The following is a 20,308-nucleotide window of genomic DNA, read 5'->3' as shown; positions in this document are numbered from 1 at the left end:
GGATTCCCAGTAAAATTGAAATTTAATTACTATAATTCAACTGTATCAATTATTAATTGATTAACTTTTTCTGATCTTCTTGATAAACCAGCTAGTTCTATTATTTTTGACTTTGTAATTTTCTTATCTTTCTCTCTTAAATCATCTACTATAATAATCATTTTCCTAATATGAAAGTCTTCAATACTTTCAACATTTGTTTCTAAAGTAATTTTTGTGTTTGGCAATTTATCTAATTTCTCACGCAAAGGAGAATAATTAATGATTTTACTTATTAAACCAATCGTTAAACGCATTGGCTTCTTAAATCCTTTTATCTCATCAATAGCTATTTTAACTTTTTCATTAATTTTTCGGTCTCTTTCTTCCCAGTTTACCTTAGAATTAGGCATCCGTTTACTTTCGCTATTACTAGATTTAAGTAACTTTGATTCAAGCCAATTTCGTCTATATTTATAAAGCCAATGATATTCCTTTTCTGCTTTCTTTCTGATTTGTGTTCTTGAGTATTGTGGAAACTCCTTTAATAGTTTTAATATTTCATCCTTATATGGTTCAGATAAATATGCATGATATTTGCATTCTGTATTTTTAGTAGGATATGGCTTAATATTAGTTTTAAGTAAATCCAGTAATCCTAATTTATTTGCATACTTAACAACAGTCTTTTCATCACAGTATAATTCACGGCTCATTTTTTTTACACTACAGTTTTTATTAATAATTAAATCCTTTAATTTCTGTTCCCATATATGTCCAAACTGTTTTTTGTTACCTATTCTATATCTATCGTTTTCAACTGAATCTGGACCTCTACGGGAATAAATAAATCCACAATTACATGTAAATTTGCCTACAGGCCTTCCAGTTTTAGAATCAGTAGTTATCTCACAAATTTCCACTATATTTTCTTTATAATGTTCTGCTACTGGATTTAGGCAAGGCCATGGCTTATTTCCAAATGGATGATATTTAACTTCTTCTAAATTTATAAAGTCATATATATCAGTAAATAAAAATTTGATAAACAACAAATGTCTAATCGGATGAATTACCTGTTTATCTCTATAAGCTATTCTATAAACCCAACTCTCTTCATCTTTTTCTTCTATCTTAGAATCAAGTATGCTTAGAAACCCGTCCGGATAAAAAATCATAAAGTCATGATATAATTTTTTACGCTTAATCCTCCCCTTTGGTGTAACATAACCTTTTTTATTCAACATATAATAATATCTATCATATGAGTTAAGGACATTACTATTTTTTAAATAATTAGTGTTTATTATTTCAATATCTTTACTTAATTCATAAAATTCCTTGAAATAGCAATTTAGATCAATTTGTACTAGTAATTCACTTTTACTAATCTCATCAATATGTATGTACTTTGCATAACTTTTATCATACGGAATAAAAAATTCACTCATAATTTGGTTGTGCTTTACACAGACATTATATCCTGGTACTTGATGTGTTCTATGAATATAAGCCTCGCCGTATAATTCTTTATCTTCTTCTATACAACTACTACACACCTTTAAAGACTTAGATTTGCATATTCCAGCTGCCATTATTCCCAAACTCATATTTATAGCCTTTCCTTCGTTATTTTTCATTGCATTAATTACTTTAGAAGCCCTATTTTCTGGAATGAAAGGCTTAAAAATAGAAAAGATCGTATGTTCATAAATAAAATATTCTTCATCATTATATTTAGATAGTTCGGGGTAATGGCTACAAAAATTGGTTAGTTTACTTGGAAAATCTATTGCAGCAATGGCTCCTTTTATACCAAATAAGTCCTCTAAAGTATGAAAATAGCTAATATTACCACTCATTTTATGATATCTTGAAAAAATATTACTTAATAATTCATCCGGATACGGTATAGGTGTAAAGTTTAGCATATTAACCCCTCACCAAAAAACTCATTCATTGGGTCTTTAATTACTCCTTCATTAAGTAATATTTCATAAACTAACACTTTGTTTTTTTCTGCATCCATAAACATTTGTCTTAAATCATTTTTGGCGTATTTTGCTTCTCTATTTTTAATTTTTGTTCTTAAGCTTGTGGTTTTCTCATTAGTATTTAATGCAAGTGCCATTGCTTCCTTTTTAAGTTGTGACAATTCTTCTTTGTAACTTAACTTATTTATAGCCTTCTCTGCTGATTTCTCTGCAAGTTGTGCTTCAATTCCTCCATCGATTAACCACAATACAATTTTTTCCAAAACCTCCATTAGTGAGTTTTCGGAAATCTTTTTCTGCTGGAATCTTATCTTTTCAATATCCCCTTTTAATTTAATATCGTGTTCGACTTTACTAAGCGCTTGAAATATATCAGGTAAGAATATATCATCGAATTTATGTAACTTATCTATATCGTTATTTCTTAAAGCATCTACCATAGGTTTTGTCATTCTCATTTCTTCCTTAGACACTTTTTTTATTAACTGAATTGTTATTTTTTCTTTTCCTGATGATATTGCCCTCCATTGTACTAGCATATAAAGCTTAATTGCTCGATCAGTAATTCCTAGAGTCTCATCATATATTACTTCTCTAATTTCATCCGTTAGTACACTTTCCTCTTTAGTCCATTGGTATTTCCACATATTAGAGATAAACCAGTTCCACTCATCATCATTCTTCATTCTATCCCAAATAATCTCACCATAGCCACTAGCCCTCCTGGCTTGTCTAAAGTTAGTTTGCAAGATACTAAATGACTTAAAAGTGCCAATAGGTACTACAGGTACTCCTATTGTATTAACTAAGGTTACAAAGAAATTTAACATCAATTCCGGCCCACCTTTAGCTTTGGATAAATGTTGAATTTCATCAATAAATAATGCACCCAAAGTATGTAGAGATGCAATATGAACCATATGTATTACCATTGTATCTAGTGAAGTTTTATTCGAACCAAATTTATCAAAATATCTAGTACCTAAAATGTTATCTACTTCTTTAAAGAATGACTTGCAAAATGATTTTAATGATCCATCTAGAGGGCAATCTAACTTTAGCCATACTATTTGGTAATGATAAAACTCTTCATCTTTATATCTTGTATGATAAATTACTTGAGGATACGTTAGTAAAATTCTGTTTATCGCAGTTGTTTTTCCTATTCCACTCATCCCAATTAAGGAAAATCCACTAGCAAATGAATTGCGTTGTTCTAATACAAGTAGTTTTTCTTCTATAGGTGAATTATCGTGTTTTTTTTTCATATCAGATAAATTATTAATAAATTTTAAATGATTAATAGACGTTGGGTTTCGGCCAACATAACCCCTTCTTATCATTGTAGATATTCGTCTCTCTAAATCCAGATGAGTTGTTAATGGTTCAACATAGTCGGTAAGTCTTAGTATACAATGTATTCTAAGATTTTCTTTTAATAATCTTTCTCCATTACTATAAGCAGGTTCATTTATAATTTTATTAAATACTTCTTCCTTATTTAATATAGGTGGAAGTCCCTCAATTAATGGGTTTCTTTTGTATTCTTCAAGTTGCTGCTCAATATATTGAGCTTCTACTTGCTCTCCTCGAACTAATCTAAAAAAAGATTTATTATTCATCACTTTTTCAAGTCCTCCCTATACTTTTTAAATAAATCTAAATCCTCATTTTCACTCATATTATCGTTAATTGGAAGCATCACAACTTCACTATCGATATTACTTCTCTCTTCTCCTATCTCCCATTTTTCTGACTCCCTTAGAGCTTCTCTCTCTAATTTCTTATTAGAAGATATATTTTTAATTCTTTGACTTGCTTTAATTTTAATATTTTCACTCATACTCTCTGCTTCATTTACAATTGTTTTTATCTTCTCATCCAGATCAACTCTTTGCTGTAAGTCAGCCATAGTATTTTTTTCTTTCTTTATTCTTTCTTCATACAGCCTGTCTTCAATTTCTTCTAATGTTTTATCTTTATATACATTATTTTTTTCTAATAGATGACATTTCTCAAATGCGTTACCTTCTTTTGTTGGAATATATATATAGTTTATATTACGGGGGTCATAGCATACTTGGATACTCCAACTACCTTTTAATTCAGCAGTCGAATACCATTTTTCTTTAATTGCTAATTCACAACTATAAAACATTTTATTAAACTTAATACCACCTCTTAGTATGGTTGCTTTACCTCTAGGCATTAAATTTAACTTTACTACATCCTGAGAAATCGACTTAAGCTTTCCTGATTTATTTTGAATCCCCCAATTCCATAATTCAATAGGAATTGGGTTTACACAATCTCTTAACATATACTCATCTAGTTTATAGTTATTTAACCACTTAAAATTGTTGTGATGAACAGCTACTTCTATAATAATTTTAGTAAACTGATAAATATCCAATTTAGCGTCTAATCGATAATCTCTCTCTCCACGTTCTTTATACTCTTTCTTAACTAATCCGGGTGTCCAATGTTTTATCTTTAGATTTGTAGTCCTAAAATATTGCTCAACTATACCTTTTAGATCTCCACGATACGGAGCAGTATTCTCTAATGAAACATTAAGATAACCAATTAAGCCATCGGGCATCTTGCCTTCCATCTCTCCTCTATCTGCCAATAAAGACATAGGCAACTCCTTGCAAGGCCAGTTTTCTTCATTGTATTCTAGTCCGTACTGCTTACAAAATAAGACCTTATCCTCTGTCATATTAGCTATCGCCATCATCGCTCCTAGCCATGACGGTCCTTCTAATCCTATGTATAGACCCGTAATCATTCTACTAAATACATCTATGATCGCATAGACAACTGGTCGACCAATTATCCAATCTCGATTGAATCTATTTACTAAATAAACATCAGCGATCGTAGCATCTATATGAAATCTGGTCCCTGGACCCCAAGCTTCCGTATCAACACTTGATAATATAGGCCTATAATCTAAGTTATATCGGTTCTCACCTTTTCTAGTCTTAACTTCTTTCTCATAATCTCTGAATTTATTAAACCAATACTTGAACTGTCCTATAGATGGTATTTTTTCTTTATCAATTAATTCTTTTTGAACTTTTCCATTAATAGTTACTTTTCTTGTAAAAAAGTTAGAGATCATCAATTCATATACTTTTTGAATAGATGCTTCCTTCTTGCTCTCATAGAATTCCTTAATAGATAATCTAAAAATTCTCTTCATATCATCATCTACATTTAGTCCTCTATATCCATTCTCATGTAAAGAGAGATCGCTTGGTTTCCCTCTTTTTTTATTATTTGACTTCCTTTCATTACCAGATGCCCCACACCGATAATAATCAGATAAAAGTGCGTTTTTGTTCATTCCTCTCTGCCAATACCTCTTCAAATATTTATAAACAGTTTTTTCACTAATAGCATTTTTTTGTGAAGTATCTTTAATTAATTTTCTTCTCTCTTTATCAATATAAATTTGAGGTTGATCCACTATATTTTTAATGATATCCCATGCACGTTCTCTGTTTTTTTTATCGATTTCTATCATATCTTCTTCCCTTATAGCTCTAACCCAAGGGTCACTTACCATTTTAATTAACAACTCATTTTCTATCTCAGTTAGTAGTTCATCAATCCTTTTAAGTACTGGTAAAGCTTTAGTTGAGTGTATATTTATAGTGTAACAATACTTATTACTATCATTTATCCATAAAACACGATCTACCTTTTCGTCATCTGAATCTATAACTTTATATAGTTGATTAATATATATTTTCTTATCCAACTTATATCCACCCCGTAATTGAATCAAATAATTTTCTACTTTCTTGAACATTAATTTTATCTGTAGTTATTTTATTGAAATTCAATCTAGTTTCCAAATCCACACCTAAAAATTTATTAACTATTAAATATTTTAGTATTTTTAGACTTGTCCCTGCTGGCATACCTAATTCTATATCCATATCAGTTGTAACTTGAACAATGGTTGATTTTTGATTTTGTATCCTATTTATCAATATTTTAGATAAGTACCTTATATCCCTACTTTTCAAATCATCATCCTGTTCAATAAAGTAACTCTGATGTATATTATATAAATTCTGACACATAATTTTAGGTATCTGTTTTTCAGTAACTATCCCCCAATCTATTCCCCTTTTTTCCCAGTATGTTCTTTCAATTTCAAACTTTTCCATTATCCTATAATTTTCAATGTCTTTGGCATATTTTAAAGTTCTAGCTATGTCAACTGTTTTATTTCCAATTTTCAATGTTATGAGAAAGTCAGTCGTTAGTACTGTTTCATCTTTTGTTGTCACATCAGTGTTATGTTTAATAGAAAGTTCTTCTGCTATTTGCATAGTTTCTTCGATTGGTAGCAAAGGATATTGCTCTCGTATATCTATTACATAATCTGACCATTGAGCCAATAAGTAGAAATATTTTTCCAAATCACTTAGAAAGTGGTGTACTCTTTTTGTCTTCCATCCCTTTATTCTTGTAACTCTCCCTAGTGATGCAACATCATGGATTTGATGCCATGGTTTATAATTTTCCATTGTCCCTGAGCCCCTCCCTTGTTTGATTAATTTATCGATTTTATCTCTAGACATTTCTCTTTTACGTTTCGCCATAAAAATTTCCCTCCCTAATGATATAAATTTGTAAAAAAAAAGAGCAGAGCTAAAATAAGTGACTGTCATCGGCCACTATTTTTAGTCTCTGCTCTCTAATATAATCCTTCCTCCGCCTTGCTTTTAAAACAAATTTAACATATTACTTAATCTTAATATAAACAGTGTAAAAAATTTAGCTACTCTTCCTCATTTTAATTTTATAATCTTCCTTCAGCAGTAGAGTATTTAGTTTTTATAGTTTTATCATAATACTTTTTACATTTTTACATATGTATACTCTTATTATATATAAAATAAAATTAATTTCAATTACTTCTTCAACACAAAATTGAAGATTAGCATTCTGATCTTCAATTTTAATACCTTATGGTCTATTTTCATAGTAATATGCTTACTGATATTACCTCATATCATTACTTATCGGGGTGAAAAGCTTTTAATTCAAATATAAATTCTTTTGGATACTCCCTCATAATTTAACATAATTAAGTATTTCATTAAGGTTTAGCGTATTTCTATCCTTTCCTGATACTTTTTCTATTAAAATTCTCCTTACCAATGATCATCTGAGGTTCTTTTTCCTTTCTCTATTCTGTTCTATCCTAGATAACCTGGGATTTATCTTAATTTACGATCCTCTATCATCTCTTTTTATAATATTTATTGGATTATTTTATATGATGTGTTTCAAAAACTTAATTAAACTTTTAGAATATTCCATTATTATATTGTAATGTTTTGAAATACATAAACAACATAAACGCAAGAAATACACTTCTGCCATAGTGTTTCAAAAGGTGTACTTTTTGAGAATGGTAACTTTGACATTTCTACTGTTTTATATCTAGTAGCATTGGTTAAATAAATTTAAATACAATAATTTTAAAATAATCATTAAAAACACTAGGAATTAATTGTTCGGCAAGTAAAAATTTACAAAATTCGACATTTGATAACTAATTATTATGTTAGTCTATAAGTAAGTATCTGCGAACTTTGGTTCGCAGATACCCTCTAAATATAACTGATTATACGAAACTAAGTTCAGAAACCCGCCGTTATCTGAAATGAGGTATTCATATTTGCAATTCTTGTCGTTATATATATTTAAACTATGAAAAGAGGAGGAGTTTCATTGGTTACTAAAAAAACAAAAGAGATCAAAATAGGTTCACCTCAAGTACCACCTCATAAAGGTATTGAGTTATTAACTACTCAAATAGAAAAAGGGAATAAACTGCTTAACTCAAGACCTTTAACAAGTGACGATTATGATTCCTGGGAGTTATTAACTAGAAATTATTTAGAGAAAGCCTTCGGAGTTGGATCGCCGAATGTATCTAGCATTATGGACATAGGAAAATATGGTGCGTTTTCTATGGATGCTGGACCTTCATATTGGGAGAATAGGCGAGCAGAAAGCTTGCAGTCACAATTGAAGAATATGAATGGTCTTATTGAACTATTAAGAACAGAGCTAGAACTAACTGAAGAAAGCGTTATATCTAATAATATTGATCATTTCGGAAACAGAGTATTTCTTGTTCACGGACATAATGAAGCGGCTTTACATGAAACAGCTAGATTCATTGAAAAACTAGACCAAGAAATAATAGTTCTAAGAGAACAACCTAATGGTGGAAAAACAATAATTGAAAAGTTTGAGGAATATTCAAATGTAGGATTTGCTGTTGTTTTGCTTACCCCTGATGATAAAGGTTGTCTTATTAATGAAGATGATTCAAAAGTAAGACAAAATGTTATTTTTGAGTTGGGTTATTTCATAGGAAAACTTGGTAGAAACAGAGTTTGTGCTTTATATCACTCAGGAGTTGAATTGCCATCAGATTATTCTGGAATACTATTTGTTTTACAAGATGAAAAAGGTGCGTGGAGATTGGACTTAGCTAAAGAAATGAAAGCTGCAGGATTAAATATTGATATGAACAAGGCATTATGATTAATATATCACGATATGGCTTACCTCACATCAGATAACAGTATGTTTACGGGAGGTGCGGGGGGACAGGCTTTAGGGCAATGTCAGCGCACCACATCCCTTCACCGGGAACGAAGTTCCGCAAGACGGTCTATCTTTTAGGTCCGGTTCAGGAACGTCGTAAACACGGAGACGTTATTGGAAAGTTGAGGCATAAGCGAGTATTACCTCATATAATAATAAAGCTAAAGGAGACAAAATTAATGAATTTTGAAACTAAAAAGAGACCATATATTTTAATAGTTATTCTAATAGTTTCTATATTTCTGATTATAATTTGTATTCCTTTTGTAATTGAATGGATTTTATTAAATAAAACTACATTTCCTTTTAATATGTCTATTAATTTTACGGAGGAAGTTTGGTTTGGTTTTATTGCTTCATATATAGGAGCATTAGGAACAATAGCTTTAGGAATTATAGCATTATGGCAGAATAAGAGATATAAAGAGTTATCTGAGAAGTCATCACACGATGCAGCACTTATTCAAAAAGATTTAAAAAGTTTAAGTTTAGAAACAATGGAAGCGATTGAGATTCTAAAAAGAATCGAACTGGCAAAATACTATCCTCTAATAGAAAGAATACCATATACATCTTACGGAACAACAAAGGCTGTAATTGAAAGTCTAATAGAAAGTGAAGATGATGTAATCCAAATAAATTATTTAAACGTTGATATGACCGACTTGACGGAACCAATAAGTGAATTGGTGGAAAAGTATAACTCGTATTATTTTATAGTGAGAAATATTAGTGAAAAAACTATCAGAAACTTTACTTGTACTGAAGTTACAATTAATGGGATAGGGCCTAGTTTCAGGGTTAGTTCTAACTGTGATATTCCCCCTGGGAAAAATGCTATTATTCTAATTTCAGATTTTCCACGATTTTTAGAAGGAGAAGTTATTGAACTAGAAATGAAATTCACATTAAATAATTTAGTTATGGAAAGGTATTATATTGAAACTCATACAATTATTAGTTTTGATAATGAAGGACCCAGTTCTTATTTTGCAAAATTTACCTCACCGGTCATATTAGAGTAATTTGAGTTATTTTAAACTAGTGTTTTTAAAAGATTCAAGATGAGGATATATGAACATGCGGTTATGCCATACATCAGTTCTCAACCATCCGATAACAATGTGTTTGCATGAGGTCCTGGCAGTACAATTTTAGAGAACGGTCAGAGCACCACATCCCTTCACCGGGAGCGAAGCTCCACCAATGGGTAGGCTCAACGGGTCCGACTCAGGGACGCCGCAGATACGGAACCGTTATGTGCCATAAATTTATTGATTTTATGTTTTTCTAACAAATACAGTTGGAGGTGGTAATATTAATGCTAATGTCAAATAGAACACCTAAAACATGGCAGGAGCTACAGAATTATGTGGCATATTATTTTAACTGTTCTGGGTATGAAGCAATAACACCCTATAAAATTAAAACTGTACGAGGAGAAGTTGAAGTTGATGTTTTTGTAAAAATTAAAGATGAAATAGGAGATAAAGTTATCTGTGAATGTAAGTATTGGGATTCACCGATTCCACAGGAGAAGGTTCACGCATTTAGGACTGTAATCAATGATTCGGGTGTATCTTTAGGCATAATTATCTCAAAAAATGGGTTTCAGAGAGGGTCATATTTAGCAGCAAGCAATTCAAATGTTAAGTTACTTACATGGAATGAATTCTTAGAATCATTATTTGATAAATGGTTTAGCTTTAGAAGAAAGCAGTTATTGAATATTGTGAAACCTTTAGCAGTATATACTGATATTTTTGATGTGCCTACTGAAAAATTTTCAAAGGAGCAGGAAAAAATTTATAAAAATTCTTTAATCGAGCATACAAAAGTATATATGCTAGGTTGCTCTATTAATAAGAATTCTATAAGAAAGTATAATGAATTATTTCAAGAAAGTATTGAAACATATGAAGAATTTTTCGATAAAATGGCTGAAAAAGGAAAAGAGTCAGTAGCTTTTTATGAAGAGTTTTTTAGCAAATTTGATATTTGTGATTCTAAATTTGAATTTTGTATAGATTTAGTAAGTAGAGTAATGAAATGAGTGAGTATAAATTGACAGCACATAACAACGTTTTTACGTAAAGGTACTGGAATCAAGCTTTTAGGGGAACAACAGCGCCCCGGATCCCCTTCACCGGGAGCGAAGCTCCACCAGGGGTGCGGTGTTTGTAAGAACCGGTCACCCGGTTCTTACAAACAAGAATATTCATACAAAAAACTTAATCACCTTAAATTAAACTTTCCCACCCACGCCTTTAAACTTATCTACAAAGGCAGCTATCTTTTGAAATACGCTCTGCTTTTTTGTGAGGTACTGAGGATTAAGAGGACTCATCTTAGGTAGGATTTCATTAAGCTCTGTTCCATTTTGACTTGCATATTCTCTTTTTAACGAACTTAATATATATCTCTTCGCAGCCTCTTCATTAAGCTTTTCTTCACTTATCAATTCTTCTGCCTCACGTTGTTGCTCTGCTTGGGCAAATGCAAAGAATTCATCTATGATGCTTGCTTTATCCTTGATCTTGTCTAGGTCTGTTTGGTTTATAAAGTCAACTACTAGACTTTCTTTTGCACGATTTCCCACACTAGAACGAATAAGTCTACGTACATCTTCAACTAGCTCTTCCTTATCTTTTGATTTTTTATTGTGTTCAAATATAAGTTCCAGAATATAATCTAAATTTATTTCTTGGGATTTTAATAGGTCTACCTCAAATACAACATCATCCCAGTCAATAGTAGATTTTTCTTTTTCATCTCCGGCTTTTTCTCGTCTTATCCAGTCACGTATATCGTTGTAGGTAGAGCGGTAATCTTGTATTATTCTTTCACTTGGAACTTCAATTTCTTTCATAGCTTTTATTTCTTCATCACTTAGGTAATAAACCTCTTTGAATTTTTCTACTTCTACTGGATTAGTAATATCTAGCTCTTGGACTGCTTTTAATCCAGTGAATTCATCATAATTTTGAAGAATGTTTTCCACTCTTAAATATTCTCCAAATAGCTTAGCAAAATCCTTTTTATCCTTTTCCGTATTGATGTTGTCCATATCTGGGAATCTCTCTTTTAATTCTTTTACTACATCCAAATATCCTCTACGAGCTTCTCCAGTTGTGACATCTGTAAAGCCCTCCATATATTCTTTATAACTTTTTTCTAGAACCACATTTTTAGTGTTTTTATTCCCAAATAATGTAATTGCATCTATAGTTGCTTTTTCTAAATCTCTAAAGGTAATAATATTACCAAAAGTTTTAGTAGAATCATATATACGGTTCGTCCTAGAATATGCTTGGATGAGTCCATGATATTTAAGATTCTTGTCCACGAATAAAGTATTTAAAGTAGGGGCATCAAATCCTGTCAAAAACATCCCTACAACAATTAATAAATCAATTTGTTTTTCTTTTACTCTTTTGGCAAGATCACGATAGTAATTTTGAAACTCACTACTTTCTACGCTGTAATTGGTCTTGAACATAGCATTATAATCTTTAATAGCCAAGCTTAAGAACTCTTTTGCACTAGAGTCCATAGCTGAAGGCTCAAAGGTTTCATCTAGTATCTCCCCTATAGCACTTTGCTCCTCATTAGCTGCAAATGAAAATATGGTAGCTATCTTAAGGGGTTTTTCACTGTCCTTTTGAAGGTTATTTAGAGCTTCATAATATAGCTTCGCTGCGTCTACGCTACTAACTGCAAACATAGCATTAAAACCTTTTGCATTAGGAATTAATCTATGGGTTTTTGTTTTAAAATTATTAAGAATATACTGGGATATTTCTTTAATTCTTACAGGATGAAGGAGAGCTTCTTTATTTTCGGCAGCTGTTAGTTTCTTTTCATCTTGTTCTGTTTCTATATGTTTGAACTTAGGACGTACATCATTATAGTCTACTTTGAATTTCAATACCTTTTCATCTCTTATGGCATCAGTGATCACATAAGAATGTAGCTCTCTACCAAATACAGTAGCCGTAGTTTCAGAGCCTAGAGCATTTTCAGGGAATATAGGAGTACCTGTAAATCCAAATTGATAGAACTTTTTAAACTTCTTATTTATATTCTTCTGAGCTTCCCCAAATTGTGAGCGGTGAGCTTCATCAAAAATAAACACCACTTGCTTATCGTATATAGCTAGGTCTGCTTCACTTTTCATTAAGTTATTGAGCTTTTGAATGGTAGTAACTATAATCTTGTTGTCATCTTTTTGGATATTTCGCTTTAGTCCTACTGTGTTTTCTGAGCCATTTACACTGTCAGGAGAAAAACGCTGATATTCCTTCATGGTCTGATAGTCTAAATCCTTTCTATCTACTACAAAAAATACCTTGTCGATAAAACTAAGTTCAGTAGCTAGCCTAGCTGCTTTAAAACTTGTTAGAGTCTTCCCTGAGCCTGTAGTGTGCCATATATATCCACCACTTTCAGTGGTTCTCCACTTCTTAGCTTGATATGAGCTTTCTATCTTCCACATTATTCTCTCAGTGGCAGCTATTTGGTATGGACGCATAATAAGAAGAACATCACTAGTATCAAATACTGAGTATTTTAGTAGTACGCTTAATAGAGTATTTTTCTGAAAAAATGTGGCGGTAAAATCCTTTAGATCTTTAATAAGGGTGTTATCTGATTTTGCCCAGTTCATAGTAAAATCAAAGCTGTTCTTATCACGCTTGGTAGTATTAGCAAAATATCTACTATCAGTTCCATTAGAAATTACAAAAATCTGAATGTACTTGTATAAAGAGTTCTCAGAATTAAAACTCTCTTTACTGTATCTATGAACTTGATTAAAGGCTTCACGTATAGCTACCCCACGTTTTTTAAGTTCTACTTGTACTAGAGGTAAGCCATTTATTAAAATAGTTACATCGTATCTGTTGGCATGAGAGCCTTTTTGCTCAAATTGAGAAATAACCTGAACTTTATTTCTTACAATATTCTTCTTATCTACTAAATAGATGTTTTGAATATGTCCATCATCAAAAACAAAATCAAATATATAGTCATTATGAATCTTTCTAGTCTTTTCAATATGATTATCACTAGGCTTATCTAAAAACTGCTCACAAAATCTAACCCACTCAACATCTGTAAACTTAACTTTATTAAGGTCTTCTAACTGAATACGAACATTAGATAACAACTTCTCAGTAGTATTTAATCCCTTTACATATTCATAGCCCTGGTTAACTAAGTCTTGTATAAGCTCCCTTTCTAAATCTGACTCTGTTTGATAATCAAATCCTTGTTGTTCTAGTTTTACGTATTTATCTAAAACTATAAATTTTTTTGACTCTGCAATAGTTTTATACTCTACCATGGCTAAACCTCCTGATTTGGAAAGCTAAGAAGCATATTTCTATAGTATTCGTATTGCTTTTGTCGAAGCTCTATCTCACGAGGTAGACCCTCAGTGATGGATGATGTTAAGGCATCGAATTTATCTAGGATAGATATTATGCGTTCTTGTTCGGTGAGAGTAGGTATAGGGATTATTATTTTTGACATATCAGTAGCTGAAACATCAATAACCTTTGTCCCTTTTGCATATTTTCTTTTCTGACTTGCAAACATTTCTGTTTGTGTAAAATATGCAAAGTACTTGACTAAAATCTGATTTGATGGTTTAAAAATTGTTGCGTGCCCACCAGTAACAGCTTGAACTTTACCAAGATAAACAACAGCTTTGCCAACATCTTCTAAGTTTTCACTCGTATTTGTTATAACAACATCACCAGTATCAACTTTTTTTAATTTTTTAGCCGTCTCATACGAAACGAAAGATTTTGTTTCTGTCGTAAATGTTCCGTAATAAGTGTAAATCTGGCCGTAATGAATTGCTGGAACTCCAATTTCTGTAAAATCTGTTTTTGGTAAACCGTTCCCACGAACTAACTCACCAACTTCCCCCAACGCCTTCCACTCAACTTCCCCTTCTTCAAAACTAAGTAGCTTATCACGGTAATAAGTATATTGCTTTTTACGAGCTGTAAGCTCTGCTGTAAGCTCTGTAAAGGCGTCCAATATACGAACTATTTCTTCTTGTACTTTTAGAGGGGGGATAGGGATTTCCATATCAAGGACTGAAGCCATATTTGGATGTTGAATTCCAGAACCTCTATAAAATCCATCTATAATTACTGATTGGTTCAGTAACCAATAATACAAAAATTTATTTAACAGTATATCCGTGTTACTAGATGTTGCTATTCTGTTATCAGCTGTAACGAAACGCCCCTTATAGTATTTAAGCACATCTTTAAGGGGGCGAGATTTTCCCCAAGGAATAGTTACCACTTCACCTTCCCTAATGTAATCACCTGCTAGTTCCTCAGTTGTCCAACCTATCCGTTCCCCTGTAGATAGAAGAAATACATCGCCCTCTTCTTGCTCTAGCTTAAAAAGTTCTGCTGCCAATAAATATGAATAATTTATAACCCTAGATTGTTTTTCTCGACTTACTGCATTAAACCTTTTATCCCAAGTTGTAACTTCCCAAATAGCCTTCCACTCAATCTCAACCCCATCAAGCAACTTTTCCATAAAATTTGACTTTATCATCCCTCAATCACCCCGATTATTTCATCAATCTCAGTTCGAAGCTTGTCTATTTTGGCTACAGTTGTTTTTATTTCTTGATTTAACTCACTTATATCTATTACTTCCCTTGTGTCTTTTGCTTCTACATATGAGCTTACTGAAAGGTTGTAATCATTATTTAGTATAGATTCATAATCAACAGATACAGAAACATGTGGGATATCTTCTTTAGTATCAAATATTGTCATTATTTCTTCTATATGTTTTTCTGTTAGGACGTTATTATTAGTTTCTTTTTTATAGAAATCTGCTCCACTTGCATCTATAAATTGGGTTTTGGTATTAGTTTTATGTTTTGATAGGACCAGTATATTAACAGCTATTGACGTTCCAAAGAAAAGGTTTGGTGCTAGTGATATAACTGTCTCTACAAAGTTGTTATCTATTAGATATTTTCTAATTTTCTGCTCTGCCCCACCACGATAGAATATTCCTGGAAAACATACTATAGCCGCTCTACCTTTACTTGATAGATAGCTCAGTGAGTGAAGTACAAAAGCAAAGTCTGCTTTTGATTTTGGAGCTAGAACTCCTGCCGGTGCAAATCTATCATCGTTTATAAGGGTAGGGTCATCACTTCCTATCCATTTTACTGAATATGGAGGGTTAGACACTATTGCATCAAAAGGCTTTTCGTCACCATAGTGAGGATCTAAAAGAGTATTTCCAAGGGCTATATGAAATTTATCATAGTTTATGTTGTGTAAGAACATATTCATACGGGCAAGGTTATATGTTGTATGATTTATTTCTTGACCATAAAATCCATCTTCTATTATATGTTCATCAAATTGTTTTTTTGCTTGCAACAATAAGGATCCAGACCCAGCCGCCGGATCATAGATTTTGTTGATTGATGATTGGCCATGAATTGCCAACTTAGCTATAAGCCTAGATACGCTCTGAGGTGTAAAGAACTCTCCCCCAGACTTACCAGCATTGGCAGCATAATTAGATATTAAAAATTCATAAGCATCACCGAATAGGTCTATTTGATTTTCTTCAAATTCGCCAAAGTTAAGCCCTGCAACGCCTTTAATTACTGCTGCTAGGCGAGTGTTTTTATCTTTTACTGTATTCCCTAGTCTATTGCTAGTAGTATCAAAATCTGCAAATAATCCTTTTATATCCATTTCAGAGGGATATCCATTTGCCGAGCTTTCAATAGAAGAAAATATAGCTGCTAAATCAGTATTCAAGCTTTCATTTGTATTAGCAGTCTTTGCAATATTTTCAAATAGTTGGCTTGGATATATAAAATAACCTTTTGTCTTGATTGCATCATCTTTGATTTCATTAGTTATAATATCATCTTGAAGCTCTGCATACTTTATACTCTCGTCTCCAGCTTCTATATAGTTAGAAAAATTCTCACTTATAAATCTATAAAAAAGCGTTCCTAAAACATATTGTTTGAAATCCCATCCGTCTACTGAACCACGGACATCATTTGCTATTTTCCATATTTGAGATTGTAATTCTGCGCGTTGTGCTGCACTTGTCATTTGCGTACCTCCAATTGTTGTATTTAGCATTATCGAAACCTATAAAAGTCCGATTTTGCTCTGTTATTTGTTCTGCTTTTTTCCTGCAAGAATTTTTATAAATTTACTTGATAACAGAAGATAAAGCCTAAGATATAATTTTTGTATTCATTTGCTTCAATTTTGGATTGAATTTTATTTGCAAATTCCCATATTTTTGTTGCTGCCTTTTGTTTATTCACGATAGACATCCTAGTTGTTTTATATTTTTTAGTTGTTTATTAAATAACTTGTTGTAATTAAACTAAGGCCGAACCAAATATATAATGTAAAGAATAACAGCACCTCTGGATAGCTAACCCATCGCTATTCCCCCTATTAATTTGAAATAACTAAAACTGCACCAAAGAATACAACTCATCCTTAGCTTCTTGATCTATTCCTATGTACCTTAATGTTATCTTCTGAGAACTATGATTAAATACATCCATAATCAATCCTATATTATATCTACTAGCCTTATAGGTCCAAAACCCCCAGCTCTTCCTTAGACTATGGGTGCCAAAATTCTCTATTCCTAAAGCATTGGCAGCTTCTTTAAGTATTCTATAAGCTTGGGTGACGCTAATGTAATTGTTTTCGCCTTTTCTACTTTGAAATAAATAGTCCCCACTAGATAATTTTTCATTTTTTACATAAGCCTTTAAAGCCTTCTTTATTTCTTGGTTAAGCTTAATCTTTTTTTCTTTTGCTGTCTTTCTCTCTCTAAGAATAAAGTAGTCCTTAAAGTTTAATGTATCGGTAAATATATCAGCTACTCTAACTTCTACTACATCTGAAATTCTAAGACCAGTATTTAATTGAAATTTTGCTAAAAGAAAATCACGCTCTGCCTTCCCTTTAAGATAAATAAGAAATGCTTCTATTTTCTTCTTGTCTTTAATAGGTTCTACAGTCACATCTTCACCTCCTGTAAGGATGTACTATTTTTTAATTATACTATTTAAAACATTACATTTGAATTGAAAATTAACGAGGATTTTCGACAATAATTGCATTAAATCCTCTTATTGCAAAGCATTGGTCTATTTGTACCAATGTAATATTTTATTCAATATATTGCATTTGTATCAAATTTTTCTAATGTATTAAATGTAATTACTTGAAATGTTGTTGTACTATATCAATAGTTGCACTGTGAAAATTTCACTTCAGTCATTCAAATTCGAACCATTTGTTATGTTCATTATTTTAATACGCATCACATGGTTGTTACCCGATACCATGGATATTGTATACCATAATCACATGAAACAAAAGTAACAAATTATTTATCTTACATCACTTCTTCTATGTTGATGATTTTAAGAAAATTTAAATAAAAAACCCGTAGAAAATTAGGAATGCCTAAATTACCACGGGATTTATTATTAAGAACAATAATATATATCGGTTTGAATGCTAAAGTGTATTAAAATTCATTTGTATTTATATATACTCGTGATTTTACCAACTTTATTTTTCGTTTACCAACTTTATTTTCCGTTTACCAACTTTATTTTCCGTTTACCAACTTTATTTTACAACAACACATTTTTCTTCTTGTTTTATAATCTTTACTCAACCGTTACAGATTTTGCAAGATTCTTTGGTTTATCAACATCACAGCCTCTTGTTACTGCGATATAATAAGCTAGAAGTTGAAGTGGTATTACTGAAAGAATTGGAGTTAGTTCATCTAATGTATTAGGTATATATATAACCGCATCTGCAGCTTCTTCAATTTCTTCATTTCCTTCCTTAGCAACTGCTATTACATACGCACCTCTTGCCTTAACTTCTTTAATATTAGATAGCATTTTATCAAAGAGATGTTCTTGTGTTGCTAAAGCAATAACTAAAGTACCCTGTTCAATAAGTGCAATAGTACCATGTTTAAGTTCTCCAGCCGCTATTGCCTCTGAATGGATATATGAAATCTCTTTAAGTTTTAAAGATCCTTCTTTTCCAACATGATCATCTATGCCTCTACCTATATAGAATACGTTTTGGTTATTAAACTGTCTGTTAGCCAATTCTTGGATTTGTTCCTTTGTTTCAACAAGCTTTTCTACCTTCTGTTGATATGTTTTTAGTTCCTCTAGAATTTCGTTATATTTCTCTTTACTAATTGTTCCTTTCTTAATACCCATATTTAAAGCAATTAAATACATCGCAACCAACTGAGTAGTATATGCTTTTGTTGATGCTACCGCTATTTCAGGTCCTGCCCATGTATAGAATACATCATCAGCCTCTCTTGAAATTCTACTACCTACTACATTTGTTACAGCTAAAACTCTTGCACCTTTGCCTTTAGCTTCTCTTAAGGCTGCTAAAGTATCAGCTGTTTCTCCTGACTGGCTCACTGCTATAAATAGTGTTTTGTCATCCACAAATGGATCTCTATATCTAAACTCAGATGCTACATCTGTTTCTACTGGAATTTTAGCAAATTTCTCAATAGCATACCTTCCAACTAAACCAGCATGATATGCTGTGCCACATGCCACAATTACAACTTTATTTATCTTCTCTAAATCTTCCTTAGATAATTTTATATTATCAAGTTCTATTTCATTATTCACACCTAATCTAGGGGATAAAGTATCTTTTATTGCCTTTGGCTGCTCATGAATCTCTTTTATCATAAAGTGTTCGTATCCACCCTTTTCGGCAGACTCAACGTCCCATGTAACTTCGAAGATTTCCTTTTTAACTTCGACCCCAAATTCATTTAGAATTTGTATATTGTCCTCATCTAAAATAACCATCTCTCCATCTTCTAAAAAATATACTTTTCTAGTGTATTTTAGTAAAGCTGGAATATCAGATGCAATGAAATTTTCTCCTTCACCAACCCCGACAACAAGAGGACTGTCTTTACGAACAGCAACTAGTTTATCAGGATTTTTTTTACTGATAACACCGATGGCATATGCCCCTTCCATTCTTCTTACAGCCTTTTGCACCGCATCAACTAAGTTACCCTCGTAGTAATAGTCAATTAGATGTGCAATTACTTCTGTATCTGTCTCTGATATAAATACTTTTCCTTCTTTAATTAACCAATCCTTAAGCTTTAAATAGTTTTCGATTATACCATTGTGTACAACAGCAATGTCACCCTTTACGTTAGTGTGAGGATGAGCATTTACATCATTTGGTTCACCATGAGTTGCCCAACGAGTGTGCCCTATACCTAGAGTTCCTTTAAGTGGTTCAACATTTAAATTCTCCTCTAAAACTTTCAATCTTCCTTTAAATTTTCTAACTGTAATTTCATCATTATTATAAACCGCAACTCCAGCTGAGTCATAGCCTCTATATTCAAGTTTTTCTAGCCCCTCTATTAAAATAGGTGTTGCTTCATTACGACCAATATATCCAACTATACCGCACATATATATACTCCTTCCGAATAATCTATAATTTTATTTTTATCGAAAAACTTACCAAATATCCAAAATAAAAAAGACAATAGTAAAACAGGCCTCTACATAATGATACACATTATTTACAGACCTCACCTGAATCATT

At 31.8% G+C, this 20,308-nt stretch carries 13 protein-coding genes; 3 read left to right on the top strand and 10 right to left on the bottom strand.

From position 1 onward, the window contains the following. Positions 1 to 29: 29 nt before the first annotated feature. Genes HZR23_RS07240 through HZR23_RS07225 form a run of 4 tightly spaced genes read right to left on the bottom strand, consistent with a single transcriptional unit; the run spans position 30 to position 6,595 of the window. Positions 30 to 1,910: a TnsD family Tn7-like transposition protein gene (locus HZR23_RS07240; protein ID WP_132848694.1), complete on the bottom strand. Its 1,881-nt coding sequence runs from the start codon at positions 1,908 to 1,910 to the stop codon at positions 30 to 32. Further along, positions 1,904 to 3,595: an ATP-binding protein gene (locus HZR23_RS07235; RefSeq protein WP_243098233.1), complete on the bottom strand. Its 1,692-nt coding sequence runs from the start codon at positions 3,593 to 3,595 to the stop codon at positions 1,904 to 1,906. The genes HZR23_RS07240 and HZR23_RS07235 overlap by 7 nt, the downstream gene beginning before the upstream one ends. Then, positions 3,595 to 5,742 carry a Mu transposase C-terminal domain-containing protein gene (locus HZR23_RS07230; RefSeq protein ID WP_165913698.1) on the bottom strand — a complete coding sequence of 716 codons (2,148 nt, stop codon included), beginning with the start codon at positions 5,740 to 5,742 and terminating at the stop codon, positions 3,595 to 3,597. The genes HZR23_RS07235 and HZR23_RS07230 overlap by 1 nt, the downstream gene beginning before the upstream one ends. A gap of 1 nt (position 5,743) precedes the next feature. After that, a complete protein-coding gene (locus tag HZR23_RS07225; RefSeq protein WP_165913697.1) occupies positions 5,744 to 6,595 on the bottom strand; it encodes a TnsA endonuclease N-terminal domain-containing protein in 852 nt (283 codons plus the stop codon). Between the two features lie 1,138 nt (positions 6,596 to 7,733). On the opposite strand from HZR23_RS07225, the gene HZR23_RS07220 reads away from it, so the two are divergent. The 3 genes from HZR23_RS07220 (at position 7,734) to HZR23_RS07210 (ending at position 10,674) form a co-directional block, all read left to right on the top strand. Further along, complete coding sequence (locus HZR23_RS07220; protein ID WP_165913696.1) at positions 7,734 to 8,558, top strand: TIR domain-containing protein; 825 nt, start codon at positions 7,734 to 7,736, stop codon at positions 8,556 to 8,558. A 242-nt stretch (positions 8,559 to 8,800) separates the two neighbouring features. Further along, positions 8,801 to 9,646 (top strand): hypothetical protein, encoded by an 846-nt coding sequence (locus tag HZR23_RS07215; protein WP_132848689.1) that lies wholly within the window; start codon positions 8,801 to 8,803, stop codon positions 9,644 to 9,646. A gap of 296 nt (positions 9,647 to 9,942) precedes the next feature. After that, complete coding sequence (locus tag HZR23_RS07210; RefSeq protein ID WP_132848688.1) at positions 9,943 to 10,674, top strand: restriction endonuclease; 732 nt, start codon at positions 9,943 to 9,945, stop codon at positions 10,672 to 10,674. 192 nt (positions 10,675 to 10,866) lie between these two features. Here HZR23_RS07210 and HZR23_RS07205 read toward each other — a convergent pair whose 3' ends face one another. The 6 genes from HZR23_RS07205 to glmS all read right to left on the bottom strand — a co-directional run bounded on the left by HZR23_RS07205 (position 10,867) and on the right by glmS (position 20,172). After that, positions 10,867 to 13,965 carry a type I restriction endonuclease subunit R gene (locus tag HZR23_RS07205; protein ID WP_132848687.1) on the bottom strand — a complete coding sequence of 1,033 codons (3,099 nt, stop codon included), beginning with the start codon at positions 13,963 to 13,965 and terminating at the stop codon, positions 10,867 to 10,869. A 2-nt stretch (positions 13,966 to 13,967) separates the two neighbouring features. Further along, positions 13,968 to 15,206 (bottom strand): restriction endonuclease subunit S, encoded by a 1,239-nt coding sequence (locus HZR23_RS16930; protein ID WP_132848686.1) that lies wholly within the window; start codon positions 15,204 to 15,206, stop codon positions 13,968 to 13,970. Beyond that, positions 15,203 to 16,750, bottom strand: a complete 1,548-nt coding sequence (locus HZR23_RS07195; protein WP_132848685.1) for a type I restriction-modification system subunit M — start codon at positions 16,748 to 16,750, stop codon at positions 15,203 to 15,205. Before HZR23_RS07195 ends, HZR23_RS16930 begins: the two co-directional genes overlap by 4 nt. A 95-nt stretch (positions 16,751 to 16,845) precedes the next feature. Further along, a complete protein-coding gene (locus HZR23_RS18015) occupies positions 16,846 to 16,980 on the bottom strand; it encodes a type I restriction-modification system subunit M N-terminal domain-containing protein (RefSeq protein ID WP_243098232.1) in 135 nt (44 codons plus the stop codon). A gap of 141 nt (positions 16,981 to 17,121) precedes the next feature. Then, positions 17,122 to 17,688, bottom strand: a complete 567-nt coding sequence (locus tag HZR23_RS07190) for a tyrosine-type recombinase/integrase (protein WP_132848684.1) — start codon at positions 17,686 to 17,688, stop codon at positions 17,122 to 17,124. A 657-nt stretch (positions 17,689 to 18,345) separates the two neighbouring features. Further along, positions 18,346 to 20,172, bottom strand: a complete 1,827-nt coding sequence (gene glmS, locus HZR23_RS07185) for a glutamine--fructose-6-phosphate transaminase (isomerizing) (RefSeq protein WP_132848683.1) — start codon at positions 20,170 to 20,172, stop codon at positions 18,346 to 18,348. Positions 20,173 to 20,308 lie beyond the last annotated feature (136 nt).

The organism is Serpentinicella alkaliphila (assembly GCF_018141405.1).
GTDB classification, from domain to species: Bacteria; Bacillota; Clostridia; order Peptostreptococcales; family Natronincolaceae; genus Serpentinicella; species Serpentinicella alkaliphila.
This window is presented reverse-complemented; position numbering and strand designations above follow the sequence as displayed.